At 71.7% G+C, this 26,315-nt stretch carries 26 protein-coding genes and 1 pseudogene; 16 read left to right on the top strand and 11 right to left on the bottom strand.

Going from position 1 to position 26,315, the window contains the following annotated elements; genetic code table 11:
* Positions 1–91 precede the first annotated feature (91 nt).
* A complete protein-coding gene (locus ACIRQ7_RS08085) occupies positions 92–358 on the bottom strand; it encodes a GlsB/YeaQ/YmgE family stress response membrane protein (protein ID WP_401468599.1) in 267 nt (88 codons plus the stop codon).
* Positions 359–537: 179 nt separating this feature from the next.
* Here ACIRQ7_RS08085 and ACIRQ7_RS08090 point away from each other — a divergent pair, with 179 nt between their 5' ends.
* Positions 538–1,455, top strand: a complete 918-nt coding sequence (locus tag ACIRQ7_RS08090) for a RimK family alpha-L-glutamate ligase (protein WP_404260858.1) — start codon at positions 538–540, stop codon at positions 1,453–1,455.
* Between the two features lie 141 nt (positions 1,456–1,596).
* Here ACIRQ7_RS08090 and ACIRQ7_RS08095 read toward each other — a convergent pair whose 3' ends face one another.
* Positions 1,597–1,974, bottom strand: a complete 378-nt coding sequence (locus tag ACIRQ7_RS08095; protein ID WP_404260860.1) for a hypothetical protein — start codon at positions 1,972–1,974, stop codon at positions 1,597–1,599.
* Positions 1,975–2,026: 52 nt separating this feature from the next.
* Positions 2,027–3,129 (bottom strand): annotated as a pseudogene (locus ACIRQ7_RS08100) (alpha/beta fold hydrolase).
* A gap of 172 nt (positions 3,130–3,301) precedes the next feature.
* On the opposite strand from ACIRQ7_RS08100, the gene ACIRQ7_RS08105 reads away from it, so the two are divergent.
* Positions 3,302–4,030 (top strand): TetR/AcrR family transcriptional regulator, encoded by a 729-nt coding sequence (locus ACIRQ7_RS08105; RefSeq protein ID WP_404260861.1) that lies wholly within the window; start codon positions 3,302–3,304, stop codon positions 4,028–4,030.
* A 93-nt stretch (positions 4,031–4,123) separates the two neighbouring features.
* On the top strand, positions 4,124–4,576 hold the full coding sequence (locus tag ACIRQ7_RS08110; protein ID WP_401468584.1) for a VOC family protein: 453 nt from the start codon (positions 4,124–4,126) through the stop codon (positions 4,574–4,576).
* A gap of 123 nt (positions 4,577–4,699) precedes the next feature.
* On the opposite strand, the gene ACIRQ7_RS08115 is transcribed toward ACIRQ7_RS08110, so the two are convergent.
* Positions 4,700–5,875 (bottom strand): serine hydrolase domain-containing protein, encoded by a 1,176-nt coding sequence (locus ACIRQ7_RS08115; RefSeq protein ID WP_404260862.1) that lies wholly within the window; start codon positions 5,873–5,875, stop codon positions 4,700–4,702.
* A gap of 177 nt (positions 5,876–6,052) precedes the next feature.
* On the opposite strand from ACIRQ7_RS08115, the gene ACIRQ7_RS08120 reads away from it, so the two are divergent.
* The 5 genes from ACIRQ7_RS08120 (at position 6,053) to ACIRQ7_RS08140 (ending at position 7,992) form a co-directional block, all read left to right on the top strand.
* A complete protein-coding gene (locus tag ACIRQ7_RS08120; protein WP_401468578.1) occupies positions 6,053–6,274 on the top strand; it encodes a DUF6458 family protein in 222 nt (73 codons plus the stop codon).
* Positions 6,275–6,299: 25 nt separating this feature from the next.
* The gene (locus tag ACIRQ7_RS08125; protein ID WP_404260864.1) at positions 6,300–6,767 is read left to right on the top strand and encodes a DUF6328 family protein; all 468 of its coding nucleotides are present in this window, start codon (positions 6,300–6,302) and stop codon (positions 6,765–6,767) included.
* Between the two features lie 173 nt (positions 6,768–6,940).
* Positions 6,941–7,147: a hypothetical protein gene (locus ACIRQ7_RS08130; RefSeq protein WP_401468572.1), complete on the top strand. Its 207-nt coding sequence runs from the start codon at positions 6,941–6,943 to the stop codon at positions 7,145–7,147.
* Positions 7,148–7,263: 116 nt separating this feature from the next.
* Complete coding sequence (locus ACIRQ7_RS08135; RefSeq protein WP_401468569.1) at positions 7,264–7,434, top strand: hydrophobic protein; 171 nt, start codon at positions 7,264–7,266, stop codon at positions 7,432–7,434.
* Between the two features lie 207 nt (positions 7,435–7,641).
* A complete protein-coding gene (locus tag ACIRQ7_RS08140; protein ID WP_404260866.1) occupies positions 7,642–7,992 on the top strand; it encodes a PRC-barrel domain-containing protein in 351 nt (116 codons plus the stop codon).
* On the opposite strand, the gene ACIRQ7_RS08145 is transcribed toward ACIRQ7_RS08140, so the two are convergent.
* Together ACIRQ7_RS08145 and ACIRQ7_RS08150 are read right to left on the bottom strand one after the other, a co-directional pair.
* Positions 7,971–12,380, bottom strand: a complete 4,410-nt coding sequence (locus tag ACIRQ7_RS08145; protein ID WP_404260868.1) for an NB-ARC domain-containing protein — start codon at positions 12,378–12,380, stop codon at positions 7,971–7,973. The genes ACIRQ7_RS08140 and ACIRQ7_RS08145 overlap by 22 nt on opposite strands.
* Before the next feature lie 146 nt (positions 12,381–12,526).
* A complete protein-coding gene (locus ACIRQ7_RS08150; RefSeq protein WP_401468560.1) occupies positions 12,527–12,655 on the bottom strand; it encodes an LPFR motif small protein in 129 nt (42 codons plus the stop codon).
* A gap of 668 nt (positions 12,656–13,323) precedes the next feature.
* Here ACIRQ7_RS08150 and ACIRQ7_RS08155 point away from each other — a divergent pair.
* Positions 13,324–13,590 carry a hypothetical protein gene (locus tag ACIRQ7_RS08155; protein ID WP_404260870.1) on the top strand — a complete coding sequence of 89 codons (267 nt, stop codon included), beginning with the start codon at positions 13,324–13,326 and terminating at the stop codon, positions 13,588–13,590.
* Positions 13,591–13,716: 126 nt separating this feature from the next.
* On the opposite strand, the gene ACIRQ7_RS08160 is transcribed toward ACIRQ7_RS08155, so the two are convergent.
* Both ACIRQ7_RS08160 and ACIRQ7_RS08165 read right to left on the bottom strand, forming a co-directional pair.
* Positions 13,717–14,541, bottom strand: coding sequence for an aldo/keto reductase (locus ACIRQ7_RS08160; RefSeq protein ID WP_404260872.1), 825 nt, complete (start codon positions 14,539–14,541; stop codon positions 13,717–13,719).
* Positions 14,542–14,705: 164 nt separating this feature from the next.
* On the bottom strand, positions 14,706–15,953 hold the full coding sequence (locus ACIRQ7_RS08165; protein ID WP_404260873.1) for an MFS transporter: 1,248 nt from the start codon (positions 15,951–15,953) through the stop codon (positions 14,706–14,708).
* Between the two features lie 157 nt (positions 15,954–16,110).
* On the opposite strand from ACIRQ7_RS08165, the gene ACIRQ7_RS08170 reads away from it, so the two are divergent.
* A complete protein-coding gene (locus tag ACIRQ7_RS08170) occupies positions 16,111–16,569 on the top strand; it encodes a MarR family winged helix-turn-helix transcriptional regulator (protein ID WP_404260874.1) in 459 nt (152 codons plus the stop codon).
* Between the two features lie 124 nt (positions 16,570–16,693).
* Positions 16,694–17,335: a hypothetical protein gene (locus ACIRQ7_RS08175; protein ID WP_404260875.1), complete on the top strand. Its 642-nt coding sequence runs from the start codon at positions 16,694–16,696 to the stop codon at positions 17,333–17,335.
* Between the two features lie 10 nt (positions 17,336–17,345).
* Here ACIRQ7_RS08175 and ACIRQ7_RS08180 read toward each other — a convergent pair whose 3' ends face one another.
* Together ACIRQ7_RS08180 and ACIRQ7_RS08185 are read right to left on the bottom strand one after the other, a co-directional pair.
* The gene (locus ACIRQ7_RS08180) at positions 17,346–17,588 is read right to left on the bottom strand and encodes a hypothetical protein (RefSeq protein ID WP_401468542.1); all 243 of its coding nucleotides are present in this window, start codon (positions 17,586–17,588) and stop codon (positions 17,346–17,348) included.
* Between the two features lie 98 nt (positions 17,589–17,686).
* A complete protein-coding gene (locus tag ACIRQ7_RS08185; protein WP_403671135.1) occupies positions 17,687–19,906 on the bottom strand; it encodes an NADP-dependent isocitrate dehydrogenase in 2,220 nt (739 codons plus the stop codon).
* A gap of 265 nt (positions 19,907–20,171) precedes the next feature.
* On the opposite strand from ACIRQ7_RS08185, the gene murJ reads away from it, so the two are divergent.
* Genes murJ through ACIRQ7_RS08200 form a run of 3 tightly spaced genes read left to right on the top strand, consistent with a single transcriptional unit; the run spans position 20,172 to position 23,043 of the window.
* Positions 20,172–21,920: a murein biosynthesis integral membrane protein MurJ gene (murJ, locus tag ACIRQ7_RS08190; RefSeq protein ID WP_404260877.1), complete on the top strand. Its 1,749-nt coding sequence runs from the start codon at positions 20,172–20,174 to the stop codon at positions 21,918–21,920.
* A gap of 3 nt (positions 21,921–21,923) precedes the next feature.
* Positions 21,924–22,262: a hypothetical protein gene (locus tag ACIRQ7_RS08195; RefSeq protein ID WP_404260879.1), complete on the top strand. Its 339-nt coding sequence runs from the start codon at positions 21,924–21,926 to the stop codon at positions 22,260–22,262.
* Between the two features lie 52 nt (positions 22,263–22,314).
* Positions 22,315–23,043 carry a class I SAM-dependent methyltransferase gene (locus tag ACIRQ7_RS08200; protein WP_404260881.1) on the top strand — a complete coding sequence of 243 codons (729 nt, stop codon included), beginning with the start codon at positions 22,315–22,317 and terminating at the stop codon, positions 23,041–23,043.
* A 37-nt stretch (positions 23,044–23,080) separates the two neighbouring features.
* On the opposite strand, the gene ACIRQ7_RS08205 is transcribed toward ACIRQ7_RS08200, so the two are convergent.
* Entirely contained in the window at positions 23,081–23,866 is a 786-nt protein-coding gene (locus ACIRQ7_RS08205; protein WP_404260882.1) for a FadR/GntR family transcriptional regulator, read from the bottom strand.
* 109 nt (positions 23,867–23,975) lie between these two features.
* On the opposite strand from ACIRQ7_RS08205, the gene ACIRQ7_RS08210 reads away from it, so the two are divergent.
* Positions 23,976–24,857: a carbon-nitrogen hydrolase family protein gene (locus ACIRQ7_RS08210; RefSeq protein WP_401468528.1), complete on the top strand. Its 882-nt coding sequence runs from the start codon at positions 23,976–23,978 to the stop codon at positions 24,855–24,857.
* Positions 24,858–24,921: 64 nt separating this feature from the next.
* The gene (locus ACIRQ7_RS08215) at positions 24,922–26,286 is read left to right on the top strand and encodes an APC family permease (RefSeq protein WP_404260883.1); all 1,365 of its coding nucleotides are present in this window, start codon (positions 24,922–24,924) and stop codon (positions 26,284–26,286) included.
* The last annotated feature ends 29 nt before the right edge of the window (positions 26,287–26,315 follow it).

The following is a 26,315-nucleotide window of genomic DNA, read 5'->3' on the forward strand; positions in this document are numbered from 1 at the left end:
CTGCGTCTGTATCTGGAGGGGGAGGTGAGGGTGACGCCTCTCCTGCGCTCGGCCTGCCCGGTCCACCTGCCCGCATGCCCTGACGGGGTGGTCAGCGGCGCGAGTTGCCGAACAGGAGGCGGTAGAGGACGAGCAGCACGAGCGAGCCCGCGATGGCCGCTCCCCAGGTGGCGGCGTCGAAGAATGCGTGGGCCACGGGCCGGTCGAGGAATGTCGCGGACAGCCACCCGCCGACGAATGCGCCGGCGATACCGGTGAGAGTGGTGCCGATCAGTCCGCCCGGATCGCGTCCCGGGAGCAGCACCTTGGCTATCGCGCCGGCCAGCAGACCCAGGACGATCCAGCTGATGATTCCCATGAGGTGTGTGTCTCCTGTCGCCGATGCCGGGTGGGTGCGCTGCCGGTGCAGGGGGCATGCGGCCGATGCCTCCCACAGGCTGAAATCTACAGCACTGTAGAAGTTAGCGCGTAGGATCCCCGAGGCGTCATGGATCTGCCGGACGGACGGCGGACGTTCGGCATTACGGGGGTACACCGATGAAACTCTGCTTCCTGGTGGAGGAGCAGTACCGCTACGACGGCATGCCGCAGGACGTCATCGGCCAACTCACCGCCTGGGGCCATCAGGTGGACATTCTGCGGCCCGGCCGGTCACTGGTCCGTATGACCGAGGAGATCCAGGCGGCCGGGCACGACGCCTGGATCCTCAAGACCGTCTCCGGAGGACCGGGGCTGAGCCTGCTGGAAGCCGCGTCCGCGGTCGGCCTGACCACGGTCAACGAGGCGGGCGCGATCCGGGGAGTGCGCGACAAGGCGCTGGCCGCCGCGATCGCACGCAGCCGCGGGATCCCGGTCCCGGTGACCTATGCGGCGGCCCGCTGGGAGGAGTTGGCGGACATCCCCGAAGCGGACTTCCCACTCGTGGTCAAACCGGCCGAGGGCAGTTCCGGGCGCGCCGTCCGCCTGGTCGCCACACCGGACCGGCTGTCCGCCGCGGGCACTCCGAACGGCGAAACGACGGGTGACGGCATGCTCATCGCCCAGCCCTACGTCCCCAACTCCGGTACGGATCTGAAGGTGTACTGCATCGACGGGGAGCTCTTCGCGACCGAACGGAGCTCACCGTTGCACCCGGGCCGCACGGTCCGCGAGCGGCGGGTTCCGCTGCCCCGGGAAGTCGCCCGGATCACCACCGACATCGGCGCGGCCTTCGGACTCGACCTCTTCGGAGTCGACATCCTGCTCGGCCCGGACGGACCGATCGCCGTCGACATCAACGACTTCCCCAGCTTCCGCCAGGTCCCGGACGCGGCCGCCCGGGTGTCCTCGGCAATCCTGCACCTCGCACGCCCAAGGACCGCCCGCACGCGTCCCGTCGGCGCCCGCGCCGCTTCGGCTCTCATTCCCGCCCAGCCCGCGGCCCGCGTCGAAGGCGCACCGTCCCGCACCGGGTGAGGCCGCCCCCGTACGGCACAAGGAGGCACACAAGGCGGCCCGGCGCGCCCGCCCTCCTGCCCCGTTCGCGTTCCCACGTTCCCGCGTTCCCGCGTTCCCGCGTTCCGCCACGGGCCACCCGAAGTGCCGCCTACCGCCACCTCATGGGCCGGGCTCCTGACTTCCGTCGCCGCCGGCCTCCTCGATGCCGCCGGCGATGATGAGTTCCTGCATCAGGGAGCGGCCCTTGTCCGGGTCGTCCTCCCACGGCGTCCACGCGTGTCCGACGGGGCAGATGAGCCGTACGGGGTCCGTCCACGCGCCCATCGCCGTCCAGCCACGGTCCGCACCGCACTCCGGACACCGCAGGACCGCCACGCGGACGAACGGGGCATAGGAGGGGACGGATGAACTCCCCTCCCCCGGCGCCACGTCCGCGCCCGACGCCCCCTCCGACCGCTCCGACCGACTCCCGTGGTCCGGCTCATGCACCCGGATCTGATCGCGCACCTCGATCGACCAGAACACGCTCTCCGGCAAGCCTTCCCCGCTTCCTTGGCCTTTTGGGCCTTCTGGGCCTTCCTCACCTGCGTCACCAGGCCCACCAGCGCCATCGGCCTCGTCTCTCCCCACCACGCCTCCTCTCGCAGCCGCCCGTTCCGTTGTCGGCTCCCGTGCCCGCATCGCTCGCGCCCGGACCGTCCGCGAGCCGGCGGACCTCGGTGGCGATGACCTCCCACTGTCCCTCGGGCAGATCGTGGCCCACGCCCGGCAGGGTGACCCCTCGTGCGCCGGGGATACGGTCGGCAGTCCGCCGTCCCCCGCTGGGCCGGATCAACGGGTCGTCCGCTCCGTGCAGCACCAGGGTGGGCACCCTGATCGCCTCGATGTCCGGGCCGTGCCACTGTGCACCGATCTGGCGGCTCTGGGCCTGCGGATCACGGATGCCGTTGTCGGCGATCCGTACGGCCGACTCGCGCGCGGCCCGCTCGTCGAACGGCCTGGCCGGCGACGCGAGGAGGCGGGCGACGGCGACGCCGGCCGCCACGTCACCCTCCGCGGTGTCAGGGAATGTCAGGCGGGCGAATCTCGCCAGAGTGCGCAGCCGTACGTACCGGAGAGCCTGCAGTCCCGCGGCGTCCCCGGGGATCGCGGACATCGACGTCAGCGTCCGGACCCGGTCCGGGTGCCGCACCGCGACGCGCTGGGCGACCGCGCCACCGAGCGACTGGCCGAAGAGGTGCGCGGAACGCCGGCCCAGGGCGTCCATGACCGCGATCGCGTCGTCAGCCATGTCCTCGGCCGTATACGCCTCGCCGCGTCTGCCGAACAGCGCGGCGAGGGGGTTGCGGGTGGCCGTGGGCGGCAGATGCGTGGACTGCCCGGCGTCGCGTGGGTCGTAGCGGGCGACGGCGAAGCCCTGTGCGGCGAGCGCCTGGCACAGCCCGTCCGGCAGCCACAGCCGGGAGGCCCCGAGGCCGGTGATCAGCAGAAGGGGTCACCACCCTCACCACCTGCCAACTGGTCGCAGTCCAGCCTGACTTCGCCGTTCTCGGCCCAGCCGACCGGGGTCCACCGGCAGGCCGACGGCGCGTCCGCCTCGTTCGCCACGTCCGGCGCGTCCGATGCGCTCGGCTCATTCCGTGCGTCCGGTCCGATCCGCGCGTTCATGTGCCACCTCCACTCCTCCCTCATACTGCGATCGGCGTTCGCAGTATGAGAGCAGGGGCATGGGCATGGGCATGGGCATGGGCAGGGGCAGGGGCATGGGCATGGGCATGGGCATGGGCATCAAGAGTCACGTACAAGGAGTCAGGTACGGGGCCGGAATCACGTACACAGCGGAACGTACGGGCTGAGGAGTGAGGTGAGGGCACTGGCGGTAGACCAGCCGGCGACGGTGTGGACGCGGCCCGACCGCGGGGCGCGCGGCCCGGCGCCGGAGCGCAGCCGCGTACAAGTCACCGCCGCCGCAGTCGAGTTGGCCGACGAAGGCGGGCTGGCCGCGGTGTCGATGCGGCAGGTCGCCACGATGCTGGACACGGGACCGGCGTCCCTGTACCGCTATGTCGGCAGCCGTGACGACCTCGTCGATCTGACGGTGGACGCCATGGCGGGCGAGATCGATCTCGGCGTGCCCCTCAGCGGCGATCCCGTCGATGACCTGGTGGCCCTCGCCGACCGGACGAAGGCGGTGCACCTCCGGCACCCCTGGCTGCTCGACGTCCCGCCGGAACACCTGCGGGCGGGCCCCCGCGGACTCGACCACCTCGAATACGGGCTGCGCGCGATGGCGCCGGCATCGCTGCCGGGTCCGGCCAAGCTGGCGGCGCTGGCCCTGCTGAACAGCCTGGTGACGCAGTTCGCCAGGCTGGAGCTCCACGGCCGCCGATCGCCCACGGACCGGCAGGCGGCGCAGGCCGCCTACCTGGCCGGCGCCGCCTCCGACGGGAACCACCCACTCCTCGCCGCGGCCATGGCAGAGGCACCCACCAACGGAACCACCGCCGGAACCACCGCCGTCGACGGTCCGGCGAACCCCCAGGCGTCGTTCGAGCGGATGGTGCGCTGGGTGCTCACCGGCCTCGTCGGCTGACACGGCGCGGCGGCAAGCGCAGGACGCCGGGGGCGCATCGACACGGGCCGCCGGTGTGGGAGCGCAGCGTCCGTCCTTTGGTTGACTGGCCGCATGGCACTGCACTGGAAGCTCGTCATCGACAGCACGAACGCGCCCGCCCTTGCCGACTTCTGGGCCGCGGCACTGGACTACGAGGTGGAAGACCCCAGTTCCCTCGTCGGGAGTCTGCTGGCCGCCGGGCACATCGGCGAGGAAGCGGTCGTCGAGCACCACGGTCACCAGACCTTCCGCGGCTACGCCGCGATCCGCCACCCCGAAGACCCGTACGACGAGACCAGCGGCACCGGGCACGGCCGCCGCCTGCTCTTCCAGGACGTACCCGAGGGCAAGTCCGGCAAGAACCGCCTGCACCTGGACATCCACAGCGGGCCCGGCGGGCTCGACGCGCTGGTGGACCGGCTGGAAGGCCTGGGGGCGACCCGCGTCCGCGAGGTGGACCAGGGGCCGGCCGGGCACTGGTGGATCATGCAGGACCCGGAGGGCAACGAGTTCTGCGCGGCGTAGCTCCGGCGTGTGAGCGGTGGTCGGCTCGCGCGCGCCGGTGGTCGGCGGGCCGGTCCCCCTCGCCCCGGTCGCGCGGATCGTCCACCCCGGCGGCCCTCGCCACCGAGCGGGCGACACCCCGCCTCAGGCGTCGGCCGCGTACCGCCAGAGGGCCCGCATCAGTTCGGGCGGGGTCGGTCCGGCCAACTCCAGTTGGCTGAGCAGGATGGTGACCGTCCCGGTGGACGCGGTGAGGTGCGCCGCCGTTCCGGTGCCGCCGACCCAGCCGTAGCGGCCGGGCACATTCCAGGGGTCGATGGCCTCGACGTCGACCGAGCCGCCGAACCCCCAGCCCTGGCCCTCCAGGAACAGCCTGCCCTCCTCCCGCTGGGTGCGGGTCAGGTGATCGGTGGTCATCTGGCGCACCGACACGGGCGACAGCAGCTGCGGTCCGCCGCCGGCCCCTGCCGCGCCGTCGGCGAGCAGCATGCGGGCGAAGGAGTGCACGTCGTCGACGGTCGAGACGAGCCCGCCGGCGCCGGACGGGAATGCCGGCAGGCTGCTCCACTGCCCGTCGGGGGCGTCGACCAGCTCCAGGCCGCCCGCCGGATCCGTCCGGTAGAAACTGGTGAACCGGTCGAGTGAGCCTGCCGGGACCGCGAACCCGGTGTCGGCCATGCCCAGCGGGCCGAACAGTCGCTCGGCGAGGAATGCGGGGAGGGGGCGGCCCGAGACCCGGGCGATCAGCACGCCCAGGATGTCGGAGCAGGTGTTGTACAGCCAGGCCTCCCCCGGCTGGTGCAGCAGGGGGATACGGGACAGCTTCGCCATCCACTCGTCCGGCGGGGCGACGCGCTGCGGCTGCGGAGGCCCCTGCTGCAGCTCCGAGAACAGCAGCCCGACCGCCGGCAACGAGAAGTCGGACGGGAAGCCGTACCCGGCACGGAAGGTGAGCAGATCGGCCACGGTGATCGACCGGACGGCCGGAACCACGTCGTCGACCGGACCGTCCGGCCTGCGGACGACGGAAGGTGACGCCAGCTCGGGCAGCCAGGTGCCGACGGGGTCGTCCAGCGCGATCCGGCCGTCCTCGACCAGCATCATGACCGCGGCGGCGACGACGGGTTTGGTGAGCGAAGCGATCCGGAAGATCGAGTCCCTGGCGATCGGCGAGCTGCCCGCCACGTCGGCGGAGCCGACGGCCTGCACCTCCACCCGGTCGCCATGGGCCACCAGGGCCACCGCTCCCGGCGTCTTTCCCCGGTCGGCGTGAGGGGCGTGCGGGAGGTGGTTTTCCAGGACATGGCGCAGGTCGGTCATTGCTCCGCCTTTCGGGTGGTGTGCGGTGGACGGGCAGCAGGCTCCGTGGGCGCCGGTCGGCCACCGGGCAGCCGGCCCCTGCTGCTCAGGACACGGGTCACGGACATGAAGGGCTCCGCGGCGGGTACGCGGTGCACCAACAAGCTTTTTTCTCAGGGAAGTTATGAGGAGGACACCATGGGTATCGGCGGTTGCATCGGTCTGCTCGCAGTGGGGGCCATCCTCACGTTCGCGGTGGACTGGCACATGGCCGGGGTCAACCTCGATCTCGTTGGCATCATCATGATGGTTGTCGGCATCATCGGCCTCGCGGCCTACGTGAACATCCTCAAGCGGCGTCGCACCCAGCCGCCGTCCCCCGGCGCGCACGTGGTCGACGTCGAGGAGCACCGCTACTAGAAGTGGGCAGGGTCGCTTCCGCCGCATGCGGCGGGTAGGGGTGCAGCAGCGGGCCGACCGGCGCTGGAACGAGCTGCTGCAGGAGGTGCGGGTCACCCAGACCGGTGTCCAGATCCTGTTCGGCTTCCTGCTGGCCGTCGTCTTCACCCCTCGCTTCACCACCCTCTCCGGGGCCGACAAGGCCATCTACGTGGTGACCGTGCTGCTGGGTGCCGCGACCACCGGCGCGCTGATCGGCCCGGTGACCTTTCACCGGCTGGTGACCGGCCACCACATCAAGGCGGAGACGGGGATCTGGGCATCCCGGCTGACCGTCGCCGGGATCGTCCTTCTCCTGGCCACGGTCACCTCGGCGCTGCTGCTGGTCCTGCGCGTCGCGATGGACGACAACGGCACCGTTCCGTGGATTGCCGGGGGGCTCGTCGTGTGGTTTCTGCTCAGTTGGTTCGCGCTTCCCGCATGGGCCCGCCACCGGTACTCCGGCACGTCCTGAGCCCGCCCACCGGCCGCACCGGAATTCCTCCGGTGCGGCCGAATCCTGCCAGGGCACATCGTTTCGCGGAATTCCCCTCGGGATAAGCCCCGCGGGTACACGGAAGCTTCCCTTGGGGCGCCTCAGAGCAACTCCCCATGTTTCGAACGGATTTGAGCGGCAAGGCGAATGGTATGAGCAAAGAACACACGAACGGAGAGCGGAAGAATTCCGGCGCCGGAGCAGCAGTCGCCCGGACGGCGGTCAGGAATCGCAAGGCCCTCGCCGCCGGTGCCGGAGCCGGGCTGATGGGTGTCGCCGGGGCGGCGTTCGCCGCCGGCCTCGCCACCGCCAAGGCACGCAGCGGGCCGCTGACACGGCTCACCCATGGCCGTATCTGAAGCCGGATTCCCGGCTCGCAGCACCGAAGGCCCCACCCCGAATCGACTCGGCGCTTTCCGTCGGCGAGGCGCATTATTACCTCATGGAGGGAAGTGCCGATCCGGAGGTTGAAGCAATGGTTCCCCTGCTCCTGGTCCTGCTCCTCGCGCTGGTTCTCTTCGGTGCCGGATTCGCACTGAAGGCCCTGTGGATCGTCGCCGTCGTCGTCCTGGCGATCTGGCTGCTCGGCTTCCTCATGCGCTCGACCGGCGCCGGAGGCCACCGAGGCCGCTGGTATCGCTGGTAGGCATGTCCGAGCGACGAAATTCCTGAAGACCGGCAGACCGGATGACATCCTGAAACCCGAAGGCCTGACATCCCGAAAGGGAGCCCCGCCGGACGAAAACCGGCGGGGCTCCCACGTCCCCATCACCCCTCTTCCCCGCCACCCGCGTCCTTCCGCTTCTCGGAAAGGCAAGGGGAAGCCGGGAAGTCCGTAGGTTTGGAGTTTTCCGTGACGGATCGCATGTGGCATTACAGCGAGGCCGCGGGCCACCAGCCAGGGACGGATCTGGTCGGCTTCGACGTCGAGGCCATCGACGGGCGGATCGGCAAGGTCGACAAGCACTCGGACGAGGCGGGCGCCGCATACCTGGTCGTCGACACCGGCGTATGGATCTTCGGCAGGCATGTCCTGCTGCCCGCCGGAACCATCTCCTCCATCGACCTCGGCAAGACCACGATCTACCTGTCCCGGACCAAGGACGACATCAAGAACGCCCCGGAGTTCGACATGGACAAGCACATCGGTGACGACGACTACCACCAGAAGCTGGCCGGCCACTACGGCGCCCCGCACTCCTGACGCCCCTCGCCGGGGTGGAACCGGTAGAAGTAGAGGCCCCGGCTGCCCCCTGCGGCCAGTTCGAGCCCGTTCGGGGCCCAGGCGCAGGCGGACATCGACGCCTCGGTTCGCATCATGGCGAGGGGCCGGCCCGATTGCCGGTCCCAGATCCGTACCGTGTGGTCGTCGCCGGCGGTGGCGAGGAACGCGCCGTCCGGAGAACTCGCCACGCAGTTGATCCGGCTGCTGTGACCGGTGAGGACCGCGAGGCAGGTGCGGTGGTGGACGTCCCAGACCCGTACGGTCCGGTCGTCGCCGGCGGTGGCGAGCCAGGTCCCGTCGGGCGCGATCGCCACCGCGTTCACCCGGCTGCCGTGGCCGGTGAGGGTGGCGGTGCAGGCGCCGGCCGCCGTGTCCCAGATCCGCACCTCCCGGTTGCTGCCGGCCGTGGCGAACCAGCTGCCGTCGGGCGCGATCGCCACGGCGTTGACGTAGCCGGTGTGGCTGGGGTGTGTGGTGGTGCAGGTGCCGTCGGCCAGGTCCCATACCCGGACCGTCCTGTCGGCGCCGGCCGTCACCAGCCATGAGCCGTCCGGGGCGATGGCCAGCGCGTTGATGTGGTGGGTGTGGCCGAAGAGGGTGGCGGTGCAGGTACCGTCGGCCAGATCCCGCACCGTGACCGCCCCTCCGTCGCCTGCGCCCGCGAGCGACGCGCCGTCCGGGGCGATGGCGAGGGCGTTGACCGGGCCGCCGCGGCCGGTGAACGCGCCCGTGCACCGGCCGCTCGCGGTGTCCCACACGCGCACCGTTCCCGCTCCGCCCGCGCCCGCCAGCCGGCTCCCGTCGGGAGTGAAGGCCAACGCGCGGACGGATGCGCCCCGATCCTCCGCGGTGTCCTCCGGGGCGGTGTTCCAGACGCGTGCCGTACGGTCGTCGCCGGCGCCGGCGAGCCACGTGCCGTCCGGGGAGATGGCCACGGCGTTCACCCGGCTGCCGTGACCGGTGAGGGTCGCGGTGCACCGGCCGGTGGTCATGTCCCACAGGCGTACCGCTCCGTCGCCGCCGGCCGTGGCCAGCCAGCCGCCGTCGGGGGCGATCGCCACCGCGTGGGTCTGGCCGCGGTCGCCGATGGACGTGGCGACGGGCACGTCGTCGGTCATCCCCCATTTCCGCAGCACCCCGTCCTGGCAGGCCGTGACCAGCCAGGTCCCGTCCGGGGAGATGGCCACCGCGTACACCCGGGTGCCGTGCCGGACGTGGAGTTGGCGGGTGCAGCTGCCGCTGACGGGATCCCATATGCGGACTCTGCCGTCGTCGCCGCAGCCGGCGAGCCAGCCGCCGTCCGGGGCGATCGCCACCGCGTTCACCTGGCTGCCGTGACCGGTGAGGGTGGCGGTGCACGTGCCGTCCGCCGTGTCCCACACCCGTACCGTCCCGTCGCCGCCCGCGGTGGCCAGCCAGGTCCCGTCGGGAGCGATGGCGACGTCGTTCACCGGGCTGCCCTGGCCGGTGAGGGCGGCGGTGCACGTGCCGTCCGCCGCGTCCCACACCCGTACCGTCCCGTCGCCGCCCGCGGTGGCCAGCCAGGTCCCGTCGGGAGCGATGGCCACGGCGTTCACCCGGCCGGTGTGGCCCGTCAGTTCGGCCAGGCACCCGCCGTCGACGGCGTCCCACCTGCGCACCGTCCCGTCCTCCCCCGCCGTGGCGAACCAGCTGCCGTCCGGCGCGATCGCCACGGTGTGCACCGCTGCGGCGTGCGGGGCGGCGAGCGTCTGCCGGGTGACCACGCGCCAGATCCGCACCGTACGGTCGTCGCCGGCCGTGGCGAGCCACGTCCCGTCGGGAGCGATGGCCACCGCGTTCACCCGGCTGGTGTGGCCGGTGAGCGTCACCGTGCAGGCGCGGCTGACCGCGTCCCAGATCCGTACCGAACCGTCGGGGCTCGCGGTGGCCAGCCAGCTGCCGTCCGGGGCGATGTCCGCCGCGTCGACCCGGTCGGTCCGCCCGCCGAGAGTGCCGGAGCGCGCTCCGTTCTCCGCATCCCAGGAGCGCATCGAGCCGTCGTCGCCGACCGTGGCGATCCAGGACCCGTCCGCCGCCACCGTCATCGCGCACACCCAGCTGTAGTGGCCGTCGCGTGCCGCGGTGCAGATCTCGCTGTCCACGTCCCACATCCGTACCGACCCGTCGGAGCCGGCGGTGGCCAGCCAACTGCCGTCCGGCGCGATGACCAGCCCGTTGATACGGCTGGTGTGACCGGTCAGGGTCGCCGTACGGACGCCGTCGGCGAAGTCCCAGACCTGGACGAGGCCGTCGTCCCCGGAGGTGGCGAACCAGGTGCCGTCCGGTGCGACCGTGACGGCGTTGACGCGGCCGGTGTGGCCGGTGAGCGTTGCCGTGCAGCGGCCGCCCGCCACGTCCCACACCCGCGCCGCGCCGTCGTCGCCGGTGGTCACGAGCCGGCTGCCGTCGGGGGTCACCGCCATCGCATGCACCCGGCCGGCGGAGCTCGGGAAGGTGGCCGTGCAGGCGCCGGCGGCCACGTCCCACAGCCGCACGCTGCCGTCCTCAGCCGCCGTGGCGAGCCAGCTGCCGTCCGGGGCGATGGCGAGGGCGGTCACCTCGTCGGTGTGGGTGAGGGCGCGTTGGAAGGCGGGAGCGGGCAGGTCGGGCGGCGGCCAGCGGTCCGTCAGGGCGGGGAGCGGAAGACCGGGCCGGCGGGCGGCGGCCTGATCGTGCCAGTCGCCGAGCGCGCCCAGCCGGCTGTGCAGGACCGCGGTGAGCGCGTGGCCGGGCTGCGTGGGGTGCAGATGGTGGGAGGTACGCGCCAGATCGCGGGCCCGGGATTCCGCGGTGGCGGTGGGGATCTGCTGCAGGTCGTTCCACGGGGCGCTCGGCCCGCGCTGGTGGAGCCGGGTCTCGATCCAGCGCAGGTCGCCGGCGACGGCCTCGGCCCGGTCCGTGCGGTCCGCCGCGAGCAGATGGGCGATCAGATGGTCCAGCACGTATCCGTCCGTCGTCTCCCACCACGCCGCCCGCGGGCGGGAGCCGTCGGGCACGAGCGGCGTCGCCACGGGCAGGTCCGCCGCGATCCGGTCGACGAGGGCGGCGTTCGCCAGGGTCAGCCCTGCGGGCCCGAGTTGGCTGCGCAGGTAGTCGCGGATCACGTCGTGCAGCGCGAGATGGCCTCCGTTGCCGGGGGCCAGGCTCAGGAGGGACAGCCGCGCCAGGGTCCGGCAGAGCTCCCGGGCGTCCGCCTCCGGCATGCCGCCCGTCTCCTGCCACAGCTGGGCCGCGAGCGGGACCGGTACGGCTTCGTCCTCGGCGAAGATGCCGAGCTCCGCGAACCGCTCGTCTCCCCCCGCGGGCAACAGCCGGGTGGCGGCCTCGACTGTCGCCCGCACCGCCCTGCGACGCCGCTTGGGGTCATCGAGGTCCAGCGGCTCCGACGGGTCTATCCCGGCCGGTCCGTCCACCCGCAGCCGGCGCAGTACCCGCTCCGCGGCCTCGGCCGGAGCGGATCCGGTGGACAGGTCGGCGGCGATCAGGCGGTTGGTGAGGCGCAGCAGCAGTGGCCACTGTCCCGTCACCGCCAGCAGCCCGTCGGTCAACGGCCCGGGAAGTGGGGGCAGTTCCCAGCTGAGCACGGTGCGGGCCTGCGCGCGCGACATCGCGTCCACCCGCACCCGGGCCGCGTCACCGGGCAGGATCCCGGCGATGCGCGTGGTCACCAACCGCATGCAGCCGTGGCCGCCGAGCAGAAAGGGCTCCAGCTGCTCGCGCTCCCACACGTCGTCCAGGAGCAGCAGGGTGCGCGGCCGTCGGTCGAGCAGCCGGCCGAGGTGGGCGCCGGCCAGCGCCGCGTCGTCGAATGTGGTGGTGTCGCCGGTGAGGAAGCGGGTCACCTCGGCCACCTTCGCCGCGATCGCGGCCCGGCCGCGCACCTCGCGACCCACCGTCACCACGAACACGCGCCCGCGAAAGTGCCGTCGTACCCGGCGGTTGGCGCACACCACTTCGGCCAGCGTGGTCTTCCCGAAGCCGCCCGCACCCTCCAACGCCGTGGTGATGCCCACCGTCCGGCGGTCCCGGGCACACACCGCCGCGATGACGTCGGCGGCCTCGGTGCGGTCAACCACCCACCCCGGTACGGACGGTGGCGCGGGCAACGGCGGGTCCCCGGCCACCGGGTTGTGCTGCGCCCGCTGCACCAACAGGGCCAGCGCCACGCCCAGCGCCGTCAGCAGGCCACTGGACAGCCACGGATACTGGCGCAGTACGTCCAGGGCCCCGGGCCAGCGTGGCGCTGACGACGCCTCGTTCGCCGCCAGCCCCAGCAGTGTCGCCACGACGGCCCCGGTGAGAGCCAGCGCGGCAACTCCCGCGCCGCGCAGCCGTCCCCCGCCCATACGACTCCCCCGTGCATCCCCCGCACCGATTGTCGCGGGACAGTACCGCTTTCCTGCCCACCGGAACGGGCCCCGTCACCTCGGCGGCCCCGCCGGCCGGCGGGGGGAGCAGCCAGGGCGGGGCCCTGCCGAGGGGGTGCGCGAGGTCAGTGGCGTCCGTGGGCGGAGTCGGATGCGCCGCCGAAGAGCCGGGCGACGGCCCGGAACGGCAGGGTGACGACGGTGGCGATGGCCCCACCGATGGCCCGGAATACGTCTGCGATCGCCTTCAGCACGGGCGAATCTCCCGACTCGCCGCACCCTGGTGGGCAGGGCCGGCCGCTGCACGGCCGCTCATTCCGCTTTTGCCTGATGACCGGAAGGCCAAAGCGCGACGAAAGCCTTACCTCTCAGGGGGCTCCTTCCCTTGGTCTTCCGTATCCCCTGGAGGGCCGGGATTCCCGGGAGGTCCGGAACTTGCCGGCCAACGTCCCGGGCCGCCCCCGCGCCACTCGATGAGTTCGAGCGCATCGGCGGGAAATTCCGCCCGGCCCCACCCCGCGTATTGCAGTAACTCGAACAGCTCGACCCGGTTCGATACCTCGCCCAGGTGCTTGCCGTCATGCGTCATGACGCGTCTGCTTCCGTGCTCGGGCGGAAGGACAACGATCTTGGGCCACGAGTCCATGAACTCAGCGTGCTGCCGGCCGCCGCCCGGCGCATCTTGTGCGGGGCCGCAGCCCTCCTGGCGTGTGACGATCGGCGCGGCGCGGGTGGCAGGAATGGCGCAGCCGGCCGGGGCAGCGCAGGTGGAACGGGAGGGTGAGCGGCGCCCGGAACGATCGCCTCCGCCACATCCGCCCCACCCGATGGGATGGCGCACCGGCCAACCGTTCCCGCACGGAATTGCGCGGAATGCCACACGGGCAAGGACAGCGGCGCTCTTCGCGCTTACGCTGACACGGTGTCGAACAGCGAGATGGAACGGCTGGCCAGGATCCGGATGCAGGTCACCGGTGAGACCCTTGCGAGCGCCCTGGCGGCTCTCCAGGTGCATTCCGCACCCGCTGACGACGATGCGCAGCCGCTGGAAGCGCCCCGGACCGGCGGCCACCGGATCCATGACGCGCAGCCCGATGCCCCCCGGCCGCACGGCGCACGGTCCGCTGCCGACGCTCTGCCACGACCGCCCGTTCTACGTATCTGCCCCGACCCGGCCGCCGGTTCCTGAGCGCCGGGGCACGGCCTTCCGCCGTTCCGGGTGCGGCCCGCGTCCGGACGCACGACGGGCCGGCCGGTCCGCGGGAGTGTGCGCGGAGCGGCCGGCCCGATCGGCTTGACGCCCGTACGGGGCCCGCTAGTTGAGGGTGTCGGGGTCGGGACCCGTCCGCGTGCCCCGGTCGAGGCCGGCCACGGCGTCCATGTCCTCGGCGGAGAGGACGAAGTCGAAGACGTCGATGTTCGCGCGGATGCGTTCGGGCGTGACGGACTTGGGGATGACGATGTTCCCCAGCTGCAGATGCCAGCGCAGCACCACCTGCGCCGGTGACGTGCCGTGCTTCCGGGCGATCGAGGTGATCGTCGCGTCCTCCAGGAGGGCGCCCTGCGCCAGCGGGCTCCAGGCCTCGGTCGCGATGCCGTGCTCGGCGTGGAAGGCGCGCAGCGGCGCCTGCTGCAGGTACGGGTGCAGCTCGACCTGGTTGACGGCCGGGGTGACGGCGGAGTGCTCCAGCAGGCGTCGCAGGTGGTCGGGCTGGAAGTTGGAGACGCCGACCGTCCGGACGCGGCCGTCGGCCTGGAGCTTCTCGATGGCCCGCCAGGTGTCGAGGTAGAGGTCACGGGCCGGGGTGGGCCAGTGGATGAGGTACATGTCCACGTAGTCCAGGCCGAGCTTGGCCAGGCTGGTGTCGAAGGCGGCCAGGGTGGAGTCGTAGCCCTGGTCGGCGTTCCACAGCTTGGTGGTGAGGAACAGCTCGGCGCGCGGGATGCCGGACTCGGCGAGCGCCCGGCCGACACCGGATTCGTTGCCGTAGATGGCGGCGGTGTCGATGCTGCGGTATCCGGCCTCCAGGGCGGTGCTCACCGCTGCGGTGGTCTTGTCGTCCTCGACCTGGAAGACGCCGAAGCCGAGCTGGGGGATCTTCGCGCCACTGCTGAGGGTGACGTCGGGTACGGAGCTCATGTGAATCCTTGGTTCGTTGATCTGGTGTGGGGATGGCGGGGTCGCGGGTCTCGTCGTGGTCGCGGGTGGTGATCGCCCCGGAGGGGCGGGCCCGACGGGTACACGACTCCGCGGTCCGTCCTGTTTCTCCCGGCCGCCCCCTCGCCGACCGGGCCGGACGGGGTTCAGGAGGCGGCCGGGACGGACTCCCGTACGGCCTGGGGTACGGCCTCCGGGGCCGGCGCGGCGGCGCGGTCGCGGCCGCCGAGCCCGTCGCCGCTCCGCCGCTTGTCGCGGAGTTCGAGGGCGCCGGAGATGAGGGCGAGGACCAGGGCGGAGGCGGCGAGGGCGGCGCCGACCCAGTTGGGGGCCGTGTAGCCGAGGCCCGCCGCGATGACGATGCCGCCGAGCCAGGCGGAGAGCGCGTTGCCGAGGTTGAAGGCACCGATGTTGACGGCGGAGGCCAGGGTGGGCGCTCCTGCGGCGTGGTCCAGGACGCGCTTCTGCAGCGGCGGGACGGTCGCGAAGCCGAGGGCGCCGATCAGCACGATGGTGACGGCGGCGGCGATCTTGTTGTGCGCGGTGAGGGTGAACAGCGCCAGGACGAGCGCGAGGGCGCCGAGCGCGATGTAGAGCATCGGCATCAGGCGGCGGTCGGCGAACTTGCCGCCGAGCAGGTTGCCACCGACCATGCCCAGGCCGAACAGGACCAGCAGCCAGGTGACGGAGGCGTCGGCGAAGCCGGCGACATCGGTCATCATCGGCGTGATGTAGGTGATGGCGGCGAAGACCCCGCCGAAGCCCAGGACGGTCATCGCCATGGCAAGCAGGACCTGGGTGTTGCGGAACGCGGCCAGTTCATGGCGCAGCCGGACGCCCTGCGGCTTGGGGACGTCGGGGACGAGCTTGGCGATGCCGGCGAGCCCGAGGACACCCAGCGCGGCGACGATGAAGAAGGTGGTCCGCCAGCCCATCGACTGGCCGACGAAGGTGCCGAGCGGCACGCCGACGACGTTCGCGACGGTCAGGCCGGTGAACATCATGGCGATGGCTCCGGCCTTCTTCTCGGGGGCGACCAGTTCGGCGGCGACCACCGAACCGATGCCGAAGAAGGCACCGTGGGCGAGCGAGGCGATGATCCGGCCGGTGACCATCAGGCCGAAGGTCGGGGCGAGGGCGGAGAGCACGTTGCCGATGACGAAGAGCCCCATCAGCAGCATCAGCATGCGCTTGCGGGGGATCTTCGTGCCGAGGGCGGTCATCAGCGGGGCGCCGATGACGACGCCGAGTGCGTAACCGGTGACCAGGAAGCCGGCGGTGGGGATGGAGACACCGAAGTCGGAGGCGACCTCGGGGAGCAACCCCATGATCACGAACTCGGTCGTTCCGATCCCGAAGGCCCCGACTGCGAGGGCCAGGAGCGCGAGGGGCATGGGAGCCACCCTTTCTCGGAGATTGCGACTGCGCCTTACGAGCGTCGACAATAATTGCAGAGACAGTTAATTGCAAGCGCCGCATATTGCGTTTGTGCCCTATCCTGAAGGTCCGGGCGACACCTCGCCCACGGACGACTCACTGCGGGAGGGCCCCATGACCGCCACGGACACCGCGCTCACCGGCCTTGCCCAGGGCTGGTGCGCGCTCTCCCTGCTGCACAGCAGGATCGAGGCACATATCGAGCGGGCCCTGCAGAGCCGGCACGACCTCAGCGTCCGTGAGTACTCCCTGCTCGACGTGCTGAGCCGGCAGCACGACGGCGACGGCGGCCACCTCCAGATGAAGCAGGTCGCGGACGCCGTCGTCCTCAGCCAGAGCGCCACCACCCGTCTGGTGACCCGCCTGGAGGACCGCGGTCTGCTGGCGCGCTACCTCTGCCCCACCGACCGCAGGGGCATCTACACCAACGTCAGCGAAGCGGGTCTGGCGCTCCTCACCGCAGCCCGCCCCACCAACGACACCGCGCTGCGCGAGGCCCTCGAACAGGCCGCCCTCGATCCGGACCTCGCCCCCCTGGTCACCGCGGTCCGTTCACTGGACACGACCGCCTGACGGCTCGGCCGGGGGCCCTTCCCCCCGGCAGTGGCCCGCCCGTTAACCTGCGGTGATCAACTTCGGCGCGCCGTGCGCACACCACACTCGGCGCGCCATGACGTCACCACAAGGGGGACCTTCCATGTCCATGCCTCCCCAGCCGCAGGGCGGCCCTCAGCCATACGGTCAGGGCCCGCCGCCGTACGGTCAACAGCCGTACGGCCAGGGCCAAGTCCCCTACGGGCAGGGCCAGGCGCCGTACGGGCAGGGTCAGGCGCCGTACGGGCAGCAGGGCCAACTCCCTTACGGGCAGCAGGGACAGCCGTACGGGCAGCAGGGGATGCAGCAGGGTTACCCCGCGGGTCCCGTGCCCGGAGGCCCGGCGCCCGGTGGGCCCGGCCGGCGGCCGCCGCGGACGATACGCATCCCCGGCATCGTCCGTGCCGTGCTGATCATCCTGGTGCTCGGCGGCGTCGGGACGTGGGTGGCCACCCATCAGGAGGAGTACAACGCCGAGAGCCGCAAGCAGCCCGCCGCCGACCCGAAGGACGTCAACGCCGCCCAGGTCGGCGACTGTCTGGAGCAGACGGGCGGCACGGACGACGAGCCGGAACTCCGGCTGATCGGCTGCGCCAAGCCCGACGCGAAGTACAAGGTCGTCAAGCGTGAGTCGCAGTCCGAGTGCGGGCCGGGCCAGGCGCGCTACCGGGAACTCAACAGCAGCCATATGGAGTCGCTGAACCTGTGCATGACCCGGGTGGGCCAGAAGGCCGAAGCCCCGTAGGCGAGGGCGCTCAGTCCGGTCCGTCGGCGTCGCGGCGGTTGGAGAGCGCCGCCTGGGCGATGCGGGAGGGCGCCAGAGAGCGCTCGGCGTCGACGACGAGCCAGCCCTTGGCCAGGAGCGACGCGAGCTGCGGGCGGATCTCCTCGCCCAGTTCCTCGGCGAGATCGTCGTCGGTCGGAGAGTCGCCGGCCCGCAGCCGTGTCACGACATGGAGGGCGAGGGCTTCCTCCGCAGCCGTGATGTTGAAGTCCATGAGCTGACTGTAGGGGTTCGACGGCGGTTGGCGCCCATGACGGAGGGGCCCTTGCGCAGTCCAGCTGCGCAAGGGCCCCTCCGTCATGGGCGCTCGTGTCAGGCGAGCGTCGCGAGAGCCTCGTTGAGGGTCGCCGACGCGCGCATGACGGCGGCGGCCTTCACCGGGTCGGGCTGGTAGTAGCCACCGATGTCGGCGGGCGAGCCCTGCACGGCGATCAGTTCGCCGACGATGGTCTGCTCCTGCTCGGCCAGCGTCCGGGCGAGCGCGCCGAACGCCTCGGCGAGCTGGGCGTCTTCGGTCTGCTTCGCCAGCTCCTGGGCCCAGTAGAGCGCCAGGTAGAAGTGGCTGCCGCGGTTGTCGATGCCACCCAGCTTGCGGCTCGGCGACTTGTCCTCGTTGAGGAAGGTGCCGGTCGCGCGGTCGAGGGTGTCGGCGAGCACCTGGGCACGCGCGTTGTCCGTCGTCTTCGCGAGGTGCTCGAAGCTGACGGCGAGCGCGAGGAATTCACCCAGGCTGTCCCAGCGGAGGTAGTTCTCCTTGACGAGCTGCTGGACGTGCTTGGGGGCGGAACCGCCGGCGCCCGTCTCGAACAGTCCGCCGCCGTTCATGAGCGGGACGACCGAGAGCATCTTCGCGCTCGTGCCCAGCTCCAGGATCGGGAACAGGTCGGTCAGGTAGTCACGCAGCACGTTGCCGGTGACGGAGATGGTGTCCTCGCCGCGGCGGATGCGCTCCAGGGAGAAGGCGGTCGCGTCCTCGGGCGTCATGATCTCGATGCGCAGCCCGTCGGTGTCGTGCTCCGTCAGGTACGCCTTGACCTTGGCGATCAGGTTGGCGTCGTGCGCACGGCCCTCGTCGAGCCAGAACACGGCCGGGTCACCGGTCGCGCGGGCGCGCGTGACGGCCAGCTTGACCCAGTCCCGGATCGGGGCGTCCTTGGTCTGGCACATGCGGAAGATGTCGCCCGCGCCGACCGTCTGCTCCAGTACGGCGGTGCCGTTGCCGTCGACGACCCGCACCGTGCCGGTGGTGGGCACCTCGAAGGTCTTGTCGTGGCTGCCGTACTCCTCGGCCTTCTGCGCCATCAGGCCGACGTTGGGCACCGAGCCCATCGTCGCGGGGTCGAAGGCGCCGTTGGCGCGGCAGTCGTCGATGACGACCTGGTAGACGCCCGCGTAGCTGCTGTCGGGCAGCACCGCGAGGGTGTCGGCCTCGCCGCCGTCCGGGCCCCACATGTGGCCGGAGGTGCGGATCATGGCCGGCATGGAGGCGTCGACGATGACATCGCTCGGCACGTGCAGGTTGCTGATGCCGCGGTCGGAGTCGACCATCGCCAGCTCGGGGCCCTCGGCGAGCTCGGCTTCGAAGGACGCCTTGATCGCGTCGCCCTCGGGCAGCGAGTCCAGGCCCTTGAAGATGCCGCCCAGACCGTCGTTGGGCGTCAGGCCGGCGGACGCGAGCACGTCGGCGTACTGCGCGAACGTCTTCGGGAAGAAGGCGCGCACGACATGGCCGAAGATGATCGGGTCGGAGACCTTCATCATCGTGGCCTTGAGGTGCACGGAGAAGAGCACGCCCTCGGCCTTGGCGCGGGCGATCTGCGCCTTGAGGAACTCACGCAGCGCCGCCACGCGCAGGACGGAGGCGTCGACGACCTCGTCCGCGAGGACGGGTACGGACTCCCGAAGGACGGTGGTGGTGCCGTCGTCGCCCACGAGCTCGATGCGCAGCGAGCCCTTCTCGGCGATGACGACGGACTTCTCGGTCGAGCGGAAGTCGTCGACGCCCATGGTGGCGACGTTCGTCTTCGAGTCGGACGTCCACTTGCCCATGCGGTGCGGGTGGGCCTTGGCGTAGTTCTTGACCGACGCGGGCGCGCGGCGGTCGGAGTTGCCTTCGCGCAGGACCGGGTTGACGGCGCTGCCCTTGACCTTGTCGTAGCGCGCGCGGACGTCCTTGTCCTCGTCGGACTTCGGGTCGTCCGGGTAGTCCGGCAGCGCGTAGCCCTGCTCCTGCAGCTCGGCGATCGCGGCCTTGAGCTGCGGAATCGACGCCGAGATGTTCGGCAGCTTGATGATGTTCGCGCCGGGGGTCTTGGCCAGCTCGCCGAGCTCGGCGAGTGCGTCGTCGACGCGCTGGCTCTCCTGGAGACGCTCGGGGAAGCCGGCGAGGATCCGCCCCGCGAGGGAGATATCGCGGCTCTCCACAGTGACCCCGGCCGTCGAGGCGTACGCCTCCACCACAGGCAGGAACGAATACGTCGCCAAGGCCGGGGCCTCGTCAGTGTGTGTGTAGATGATGGTCGAGTCAGTCACCGGGTGCTCCGCTCCACGTCTGCAACATTGCTCGACATCAAGATATCTCGTGATCGCCCCCCACCGGACAGGGCCCTGCCTCCACTGAGGGCAGAAACACGTCACGGCGCTCTTGTGGCGGGCCGGGCCGCCGCCTGCGGACGCCCGTCGCACCGGAGGGTCAGCGGAGCGAAATGCCAGGAGTGCGCGGACCGGATGAGAGAGTGTCCTGTCCTGACGACGACGGGGCCACTGGCAGCCCGGGGACCGACAAGGTGGAGCAGGCATGAACGCGCCGAGCGACGAGAGCGACGACCGGGCCACGGAACCCGGCGGCCCCCTCGGTCCGCGGACCGCGCCGGTGATCCCGGCGCCGGGCCCCGAGCCCCGGCAGGCGGACCGGTCCGCCGGTCTGGCGAAGGCCGGCGCCGTGATGGCGGCGGGCACCATCGTGTCCCGTCTGACCGGATTCCTGCGCACGCTCGTGATGGCCGCGGCGATCGGCGTCGGCACGCTCAACGACTCCTACCAGGTCGCCAACGTCCTGCCCACGATGATCTACGTCCTGGTGGGCGGCGGGGCGCTGAACGCGGTGTTCGTACCGCAGCTGGTGCGGGCCATGAAGCGGGACGACGACGGCGGCGAGGCGTACGCCAACCGCCTGCTCACGCTCGTCGTGGCGGTGCTGGCCGTGGTCACGGCGGTCTGTGTACTGGCGGCTCCGCTGCTGGTCCACATGATGTCGCCGGACATCGCCTCCGACCCGCAGCGGATGGCCGTGACCGTGACCTTCGCGCGCTTCTGCCTGCCCACGATGTTCTTCATGGGTGCGCATGTGGTGCTCGGGCAGATCCTCAATGCCCGTGGCCGCTTCGGCGCGATGATGTGGACCCCGGTCCTCAACAACATCGTGATCATCGCGACGTTCGCCGGCTTCATCTGGGCCTTCGGCGGCTTCACCGATTCCGGCGTCGGCCCCTCGACGGTGACTCCTGCGGGCGTGCGGCTGCTCGGGCTCGGCACGCTGCTGGGCCTCACCGTGCAGGCACTGGCCATGCTGCCGTACCTGCGCCGCGCGGGCTTCCGCCTCCGGCCCCGTTTCGACTTCCGGGGCCACGGCCTCGGCAAGGCCATGGGGCTGGCGAAGTGGACGCTGCTGTTCGTGCTCGCCAACCAGCTCGGCATGATCATCGTCACCCAGCTCGCCACCAAGGCGGGCTCCGCCGCCGAACGCGCCGGATTCACCGGCACCGGCATCACCGCCTACAACTACGCCCTGCTGCTGTGGCAGATGCCGCAGGCCATCATCACGGTGTCGGTGATGACGGCCGTGCTGCCGCGGATCTCCCGCTCGGCCAACGACGGCGACCCCACGGCGGTCCGGGACGACATCTCGTACGGCCTGCGGACCTCCGCCGTCGCCATCGTGCCGTGCGCCTTCGCCTTCCTGGCGCTGGGCGTCCCGATGTCCACCCTGCTGTACGCCGGGTCCGGCGCCGAGGGCGCGCAGGGCATCGGCTTCGTCCTGATGGCCTTCGGTCTGGGCCTGATCCCGTTCTCGGTGCAGTACGTCGTGCTGCGCGGCTTCTACGCCTACGAGGACACCCGCACGCCCTTCTACAACACCGTGATCGTCGCCGCGGTGAACGCCGCCGTGTCCGCCCTGTGCTTCGTCGCCCTGCCGCCGCGCTGGGCGGTCACCGGCATGGCCGCGTCCTACGGCCTGGCGTTCGCGGTCGGTGTGGGGGTCGCCTGGCGGCGGCTGCGCCGCAAACTGGGCATCGATCTGGACAGCGCGCGGGTGCTGCGCACCTATGGCCGCCTGGCCGCCGCGTCCGCACCGGCCGCGCTCGCCGGCGGCGGTCTCGCGTACGCGGTCACCCAGGGCCTCGGCAGCGGCGCCATGGGCTCGCTCGCCGCGCTGCTCGCCGGCGGGTGCGTCCTGCTGGGCGTCTTCGCGGTCCTCGCGCACCGGATGCGACTGCCCGAGCTGAACGCCCTGGTCACCATGGTCCGGGGCCGCTTGGGGCGCTGAGGGGTGGGCACGGTGGTGTGCGGCATCGGGCTGTTCCTGCCGTTCGCTCCTCAAGTCGCTCCGGCGCAGGACTACTTGCCGAACCGGCCGGGCACCGCGAGCGGGCTGACGCCGGGGCCGGCGATGTCGGCCGGCGGGCCGGCCTCCCCCGCCTTCGGCGCGCGCGCCGACTCCCGCGGTCTGCACGTCACCTTCTCCGTGGTGCTCGCCGTGTTCCTCGTCCCGGTCGTGGCCGCCGTCCGGCTCCCCGACCGGACGCCGCCCGCCGCGCCCCGGGCCCAGCGGGAGCGGGAGAGCCCGGTCGGCGGCGAGGGCGGCGTGTCCACCAAGGCCCCGGGGTGAACCGCCCCGCGTGACGCGGGTTCCGTGCGGTGCGCCCGTATGCTGGGCGGCTATGTTCACCGCCGAAGGACCCACGTTCCGCGAACTCACCGTCCAGGCCCTGACGTCGGTCGAGCGTGGCTACGATCTGCTGGCTCCGAAGTTCGACCACACACCGTTCCGGACCCCGGACACCGTGCTCGACGCGGTGTCCGGGGCGTTGCGCGCGATGGGGCCCTTCGACAGCGGCCTGGACCTGTGCTGCGGCACCGGCGCGGGGACGGCGGTCGCAGCGCGGGCGTGCCGGCGGCGGGTCACCGGCATCGACATCAGCGCGGGGATGCTTGAGGTGGCCCGGCACACCTGCCCGGCCACCCCGGACGGGCCCCGGGTGGACTGGGTGCGCGGCGACGCGCGGGCGCTGCCCTTCGGCCCGGTCTTCGACCTGGTGGTGAGCTTCGGGGCCTTCGGGCATTTTCTGCCGCGGGAGTGGCCCGGGATGTTCGCGCAGGTCCATGCGGCGCTGCGGCCGGGCGGCCGGTTCGTCTTCCCGCTCCCGGCGCCCGCCCGGCCGGGCTCGTCGCTCTACTGGAGCCTGCTGGCCTTCGATCTGGCGATGCGGGCGCGCAACCTGCTGTGGCGCCCGCCGTTCGTCATGTACTACCGCCCGTTCCGGCTGGGCCCCGTGCGCGAGGAGCTGATCCGCGCGGGCTTCTCGGTGGAACTGCGCGATCTGCCGGAGCTCGGCCGGCGGCCCGACGGCACCCCGCGCTGCCGTCTGGTGACGGCCATCCGCGACTGAACGCCGGGCGCTGCGCCCGCCCCGGCGGGTGGGTCCGTCAGCCGTCGAGCAGGGCGACGAACATGGTGCGGTGCAGGACCTCGACGTGCTGCTGGGCGACGCGGGCGGCGGCGGTGGCGTCGCCCCGGCGGATCGCGGCGACCAGCTCGCGGTGTTCGCGGTTGGACTCGCGGAGCGTTTCCGCCGGGTACGGGAGGTAGTAGCGGTAGAGGTCGTGGAGCACAGCGGTGTACGGCTCGATGATCGACGACAGGCCCGTGGCGGCGGCCAGCGCGAGGTGGAAGCGTTCGTCGCAGCCGTGGAACTCCGCCCAGCCGACAAGGTGGTCCATTTCGTCGACCAGGGCGTCGAGTCCTTCGAGGGCCGCTGGGCCGGCGTGGCCCGAGGCGAGGTGCGCGATGCCGCATTCGAGGGCGAGCCGGTGGTCGATCAGCTGGTGGACGGCGGCCGCGGTGGCGTCCGAGCGGTAGGCGGCGGTCGCGTCGACCACACCCTTGGGGGGCCGGGGCGCCACCAGGGTGCCGCCGTTGCGGCCGCGTCGGCGCTCCAGCACGCCTTCCTTGCCCAGGGAGACCAGCGCGCGACGGACGGTGATCTCGCTGACGCCGAGCGCGTCGGCGATCTGCTCATTGGGCGGCAGCCGTTCGCCGGGGACCAGCAGCCCCAGGTCGACGGCCAGGGCTATCCGGGCGCGCACCGTCTCCAGGGCCGACAGCTGCCGAATGCCCTTCAGGGCAGGGGCGTTGAGCGTCAGGCCGGCCGCCGCAACGGCGTCCGGGGGAGGGGCGGTGCCCGGATGCGGTCGGTCGCTGGGCGCTGGCATGGCGCAAGCGTAACCGCCCACCGGGAAAACATCTCAAGATGAGCACTCTTGTTTAACTGCTCATCTTGCTCTAATTTCTGTTCACCCCCTATGAAGCAGGTGACTGTCCGTGTCCCGTCCCCTTCCCGTCGCCCTCGTCCAGGCGCCCCCGCGTCCGGCCGCGGCCCCCGTATCCGGCGCCGCCGGCTTCGCCGGGGAGGTCGAGGCGGTGCTCCGCCAGCATCCGCAGACCCGGCTGGCCGTCTTCCCCGAGCTGCACCTGTGCGGAGTGGACCCGGCCGAGGACTCCGAACCGCAGCTCCAGGACGCGGCGCAGCCGCTGTCCGGCCGCAGGGTCACCGAACTCGCTGAACTCGCCGGCGACCTGGGCATCTGGCTGGTGCCGGGGAGCGTCTGCGAGCGCGGACCGGGCGGCGAGCTGTTCAACACGGCGCCGGTCTTCTCCCCCGAGGGCAAGCTGGTGGCGTCGTACCGGAAGATCTTCCCGTGGCGCCCGCGTGAGCCGTACGCCCCGGGCGACCGTTTCGTGGTCGTCGACCTGCCCGGGACCGGCCGCATCGGCCTCTCGATCTGCTACGACGCGTGGTTCCCGGAAGTCGCCCGCCACCTGGCGTGGATGGGCGCCGAGGTCATCGTCAACCCCGTGCTGACCAGCACCGCCGACCGGGCCCAGGAACTGGTCCTGGCCAGGGCCAACGCCATCGTCAACCAGGTCTTCGTGGTGAGTGTGAACACCGCGGGACCGGTCGGTACCGGCCGCAGCCTCGTCGTCGACCCGGAGGGCCTGGTCCGCACCGAGGCACCCGGCGACGGCACGACCGTGCTGACCGATGTGCTCGACCTGGACCATGTCACGCGGGTGCGGACCTACGGGACCGCCGGACTCAGCCGCATGTGGGACCAGTTCGCCGACACCGACGCCCCGCTCGAACTCCCGCTGTACGACGGGCGTATCGACCCCCGGCGCTGGCGTTCGGGCCCGCAGACGTAACCCCTCTCCCCTGACCGCCATCCGACCGCCACCGGCGCTGTCCGCCCCTCCCCCGGAGCCCCGCATGGATCACCACCCCGCCCCCCAACTGGTTCGGGCACTCAAGCTCAGAGCTGTCGTGCTGTTCGGCCTGGCCTACATGACGCCGATGATCGTGCTCGGCACCTTCGGCGTGGTCGCCTCCGACACCGGCGGCGCGGTGCCGATGGCTTATCTGCTGGCTCTGCTCGCCATGCTGTTCACCGCGCACAGCTACGGGAAGATGGCCGCCGCGCACCCCGTGGCCGGCTCCGCCTACACCTACGTACGGCGGGCCATCGACTCCCGGGTGGGCTTCCTGGTCGGCTGGGCGACGCTGCTGGACTACTTCTTCCTGCCCATGGTCATCTGGCTGATCGGGGGCGCCTACCTCCAGGCGCAGTTCCCGCAGGTGCCGCTGTGGGTGTGGATCGTCGGCTTCATCGTGGTGACCACGGGGCTCAATGTGCGCGGCATCAGGACCGCGGAGCGTGTCAACGACCTGCTGATGATCTTTCAGCTCCTCGTGATCGGCATATTCGTGCTGCTCTCACTGCGGCATGTGTTCCACACCGGCGGCGCGGGCGCACTGGCCGACAGCACCCCGTTCGCCAACCACGCCACGACGCTTTCCGGCATCTCCGCCGGGGCAGCCATCGCGGCGTACTCCTTCCTCGGCTTCGACGCGGTCACCACGCTCACCGAGGAGACCGTCGACCCGAAGCGGACCATGCCGCGCGCGATCATGCTGACGGCGCTGATCGGCGGCACCATCTTCGTCGCCGTCGCCTACGCCACGCAGCTGGTCCACCCCGGCAGCAGCTTCGACGACCCCAGCTCGGCGGCGTTCGAGATCGCCAAGACCATCGGCGGCGACCTCTTCTCGTCCGTCTTCCTCGCCGGGCTCGTCGTCGCGCAGTTCGCGTCCGGCATCGCCGCCCAGGCCAGCACCTCCCGGCTGCTGTACGCGATGGGCCGGGACTCCGTCCTTCCGCGCCGCTTCTTCGGGTACGTCCACCCCCGCTTCCTCACCCCGGCCCTGAACATCCTGCTCACCGGCGCGGTCGGTCTGATCGCCCTGCGGCTGGACGTGGCGACGTCGACCTCGTTCATCAACTTCGGCGCCTTCACGGCCTTCACCTTCGTCAACGTCAGCGTCATCGCCACCTGTCTGCGCCGCCGCCGGGCCGGCGAACACCCCAACCGCTTCAGCTACCTGCTCGCGCCCGCCATCGGCGCCGCCGTGGACCTCTGGCTGCTGGCCCACCTCGACGGCAAGGCGCTCACGCTCGGCGCCGTGTGGCTCGCCCTGGGCGTCGGCTACCTCGCCTACCTCACCAAGGGGTTCCGGACCCCGCCTCCCGAGATGGAGTTCACGGAGGAGGAGCCGGTCGCCGGGACGGCGAAGTAACAGGCCTCCCACGCCCGTCAGGCGGCCGC

The sequence above is a fragment of the Streptomyces sp. NPDC101393 genome (assembly GCF_044767385.1).
In the GTDB taxonomy this organism is placed as follows: Bacteria; Actinomycetota; Actinomycetes; order Streptomycetales; family Streptomycetaceae; genus Streptomyces.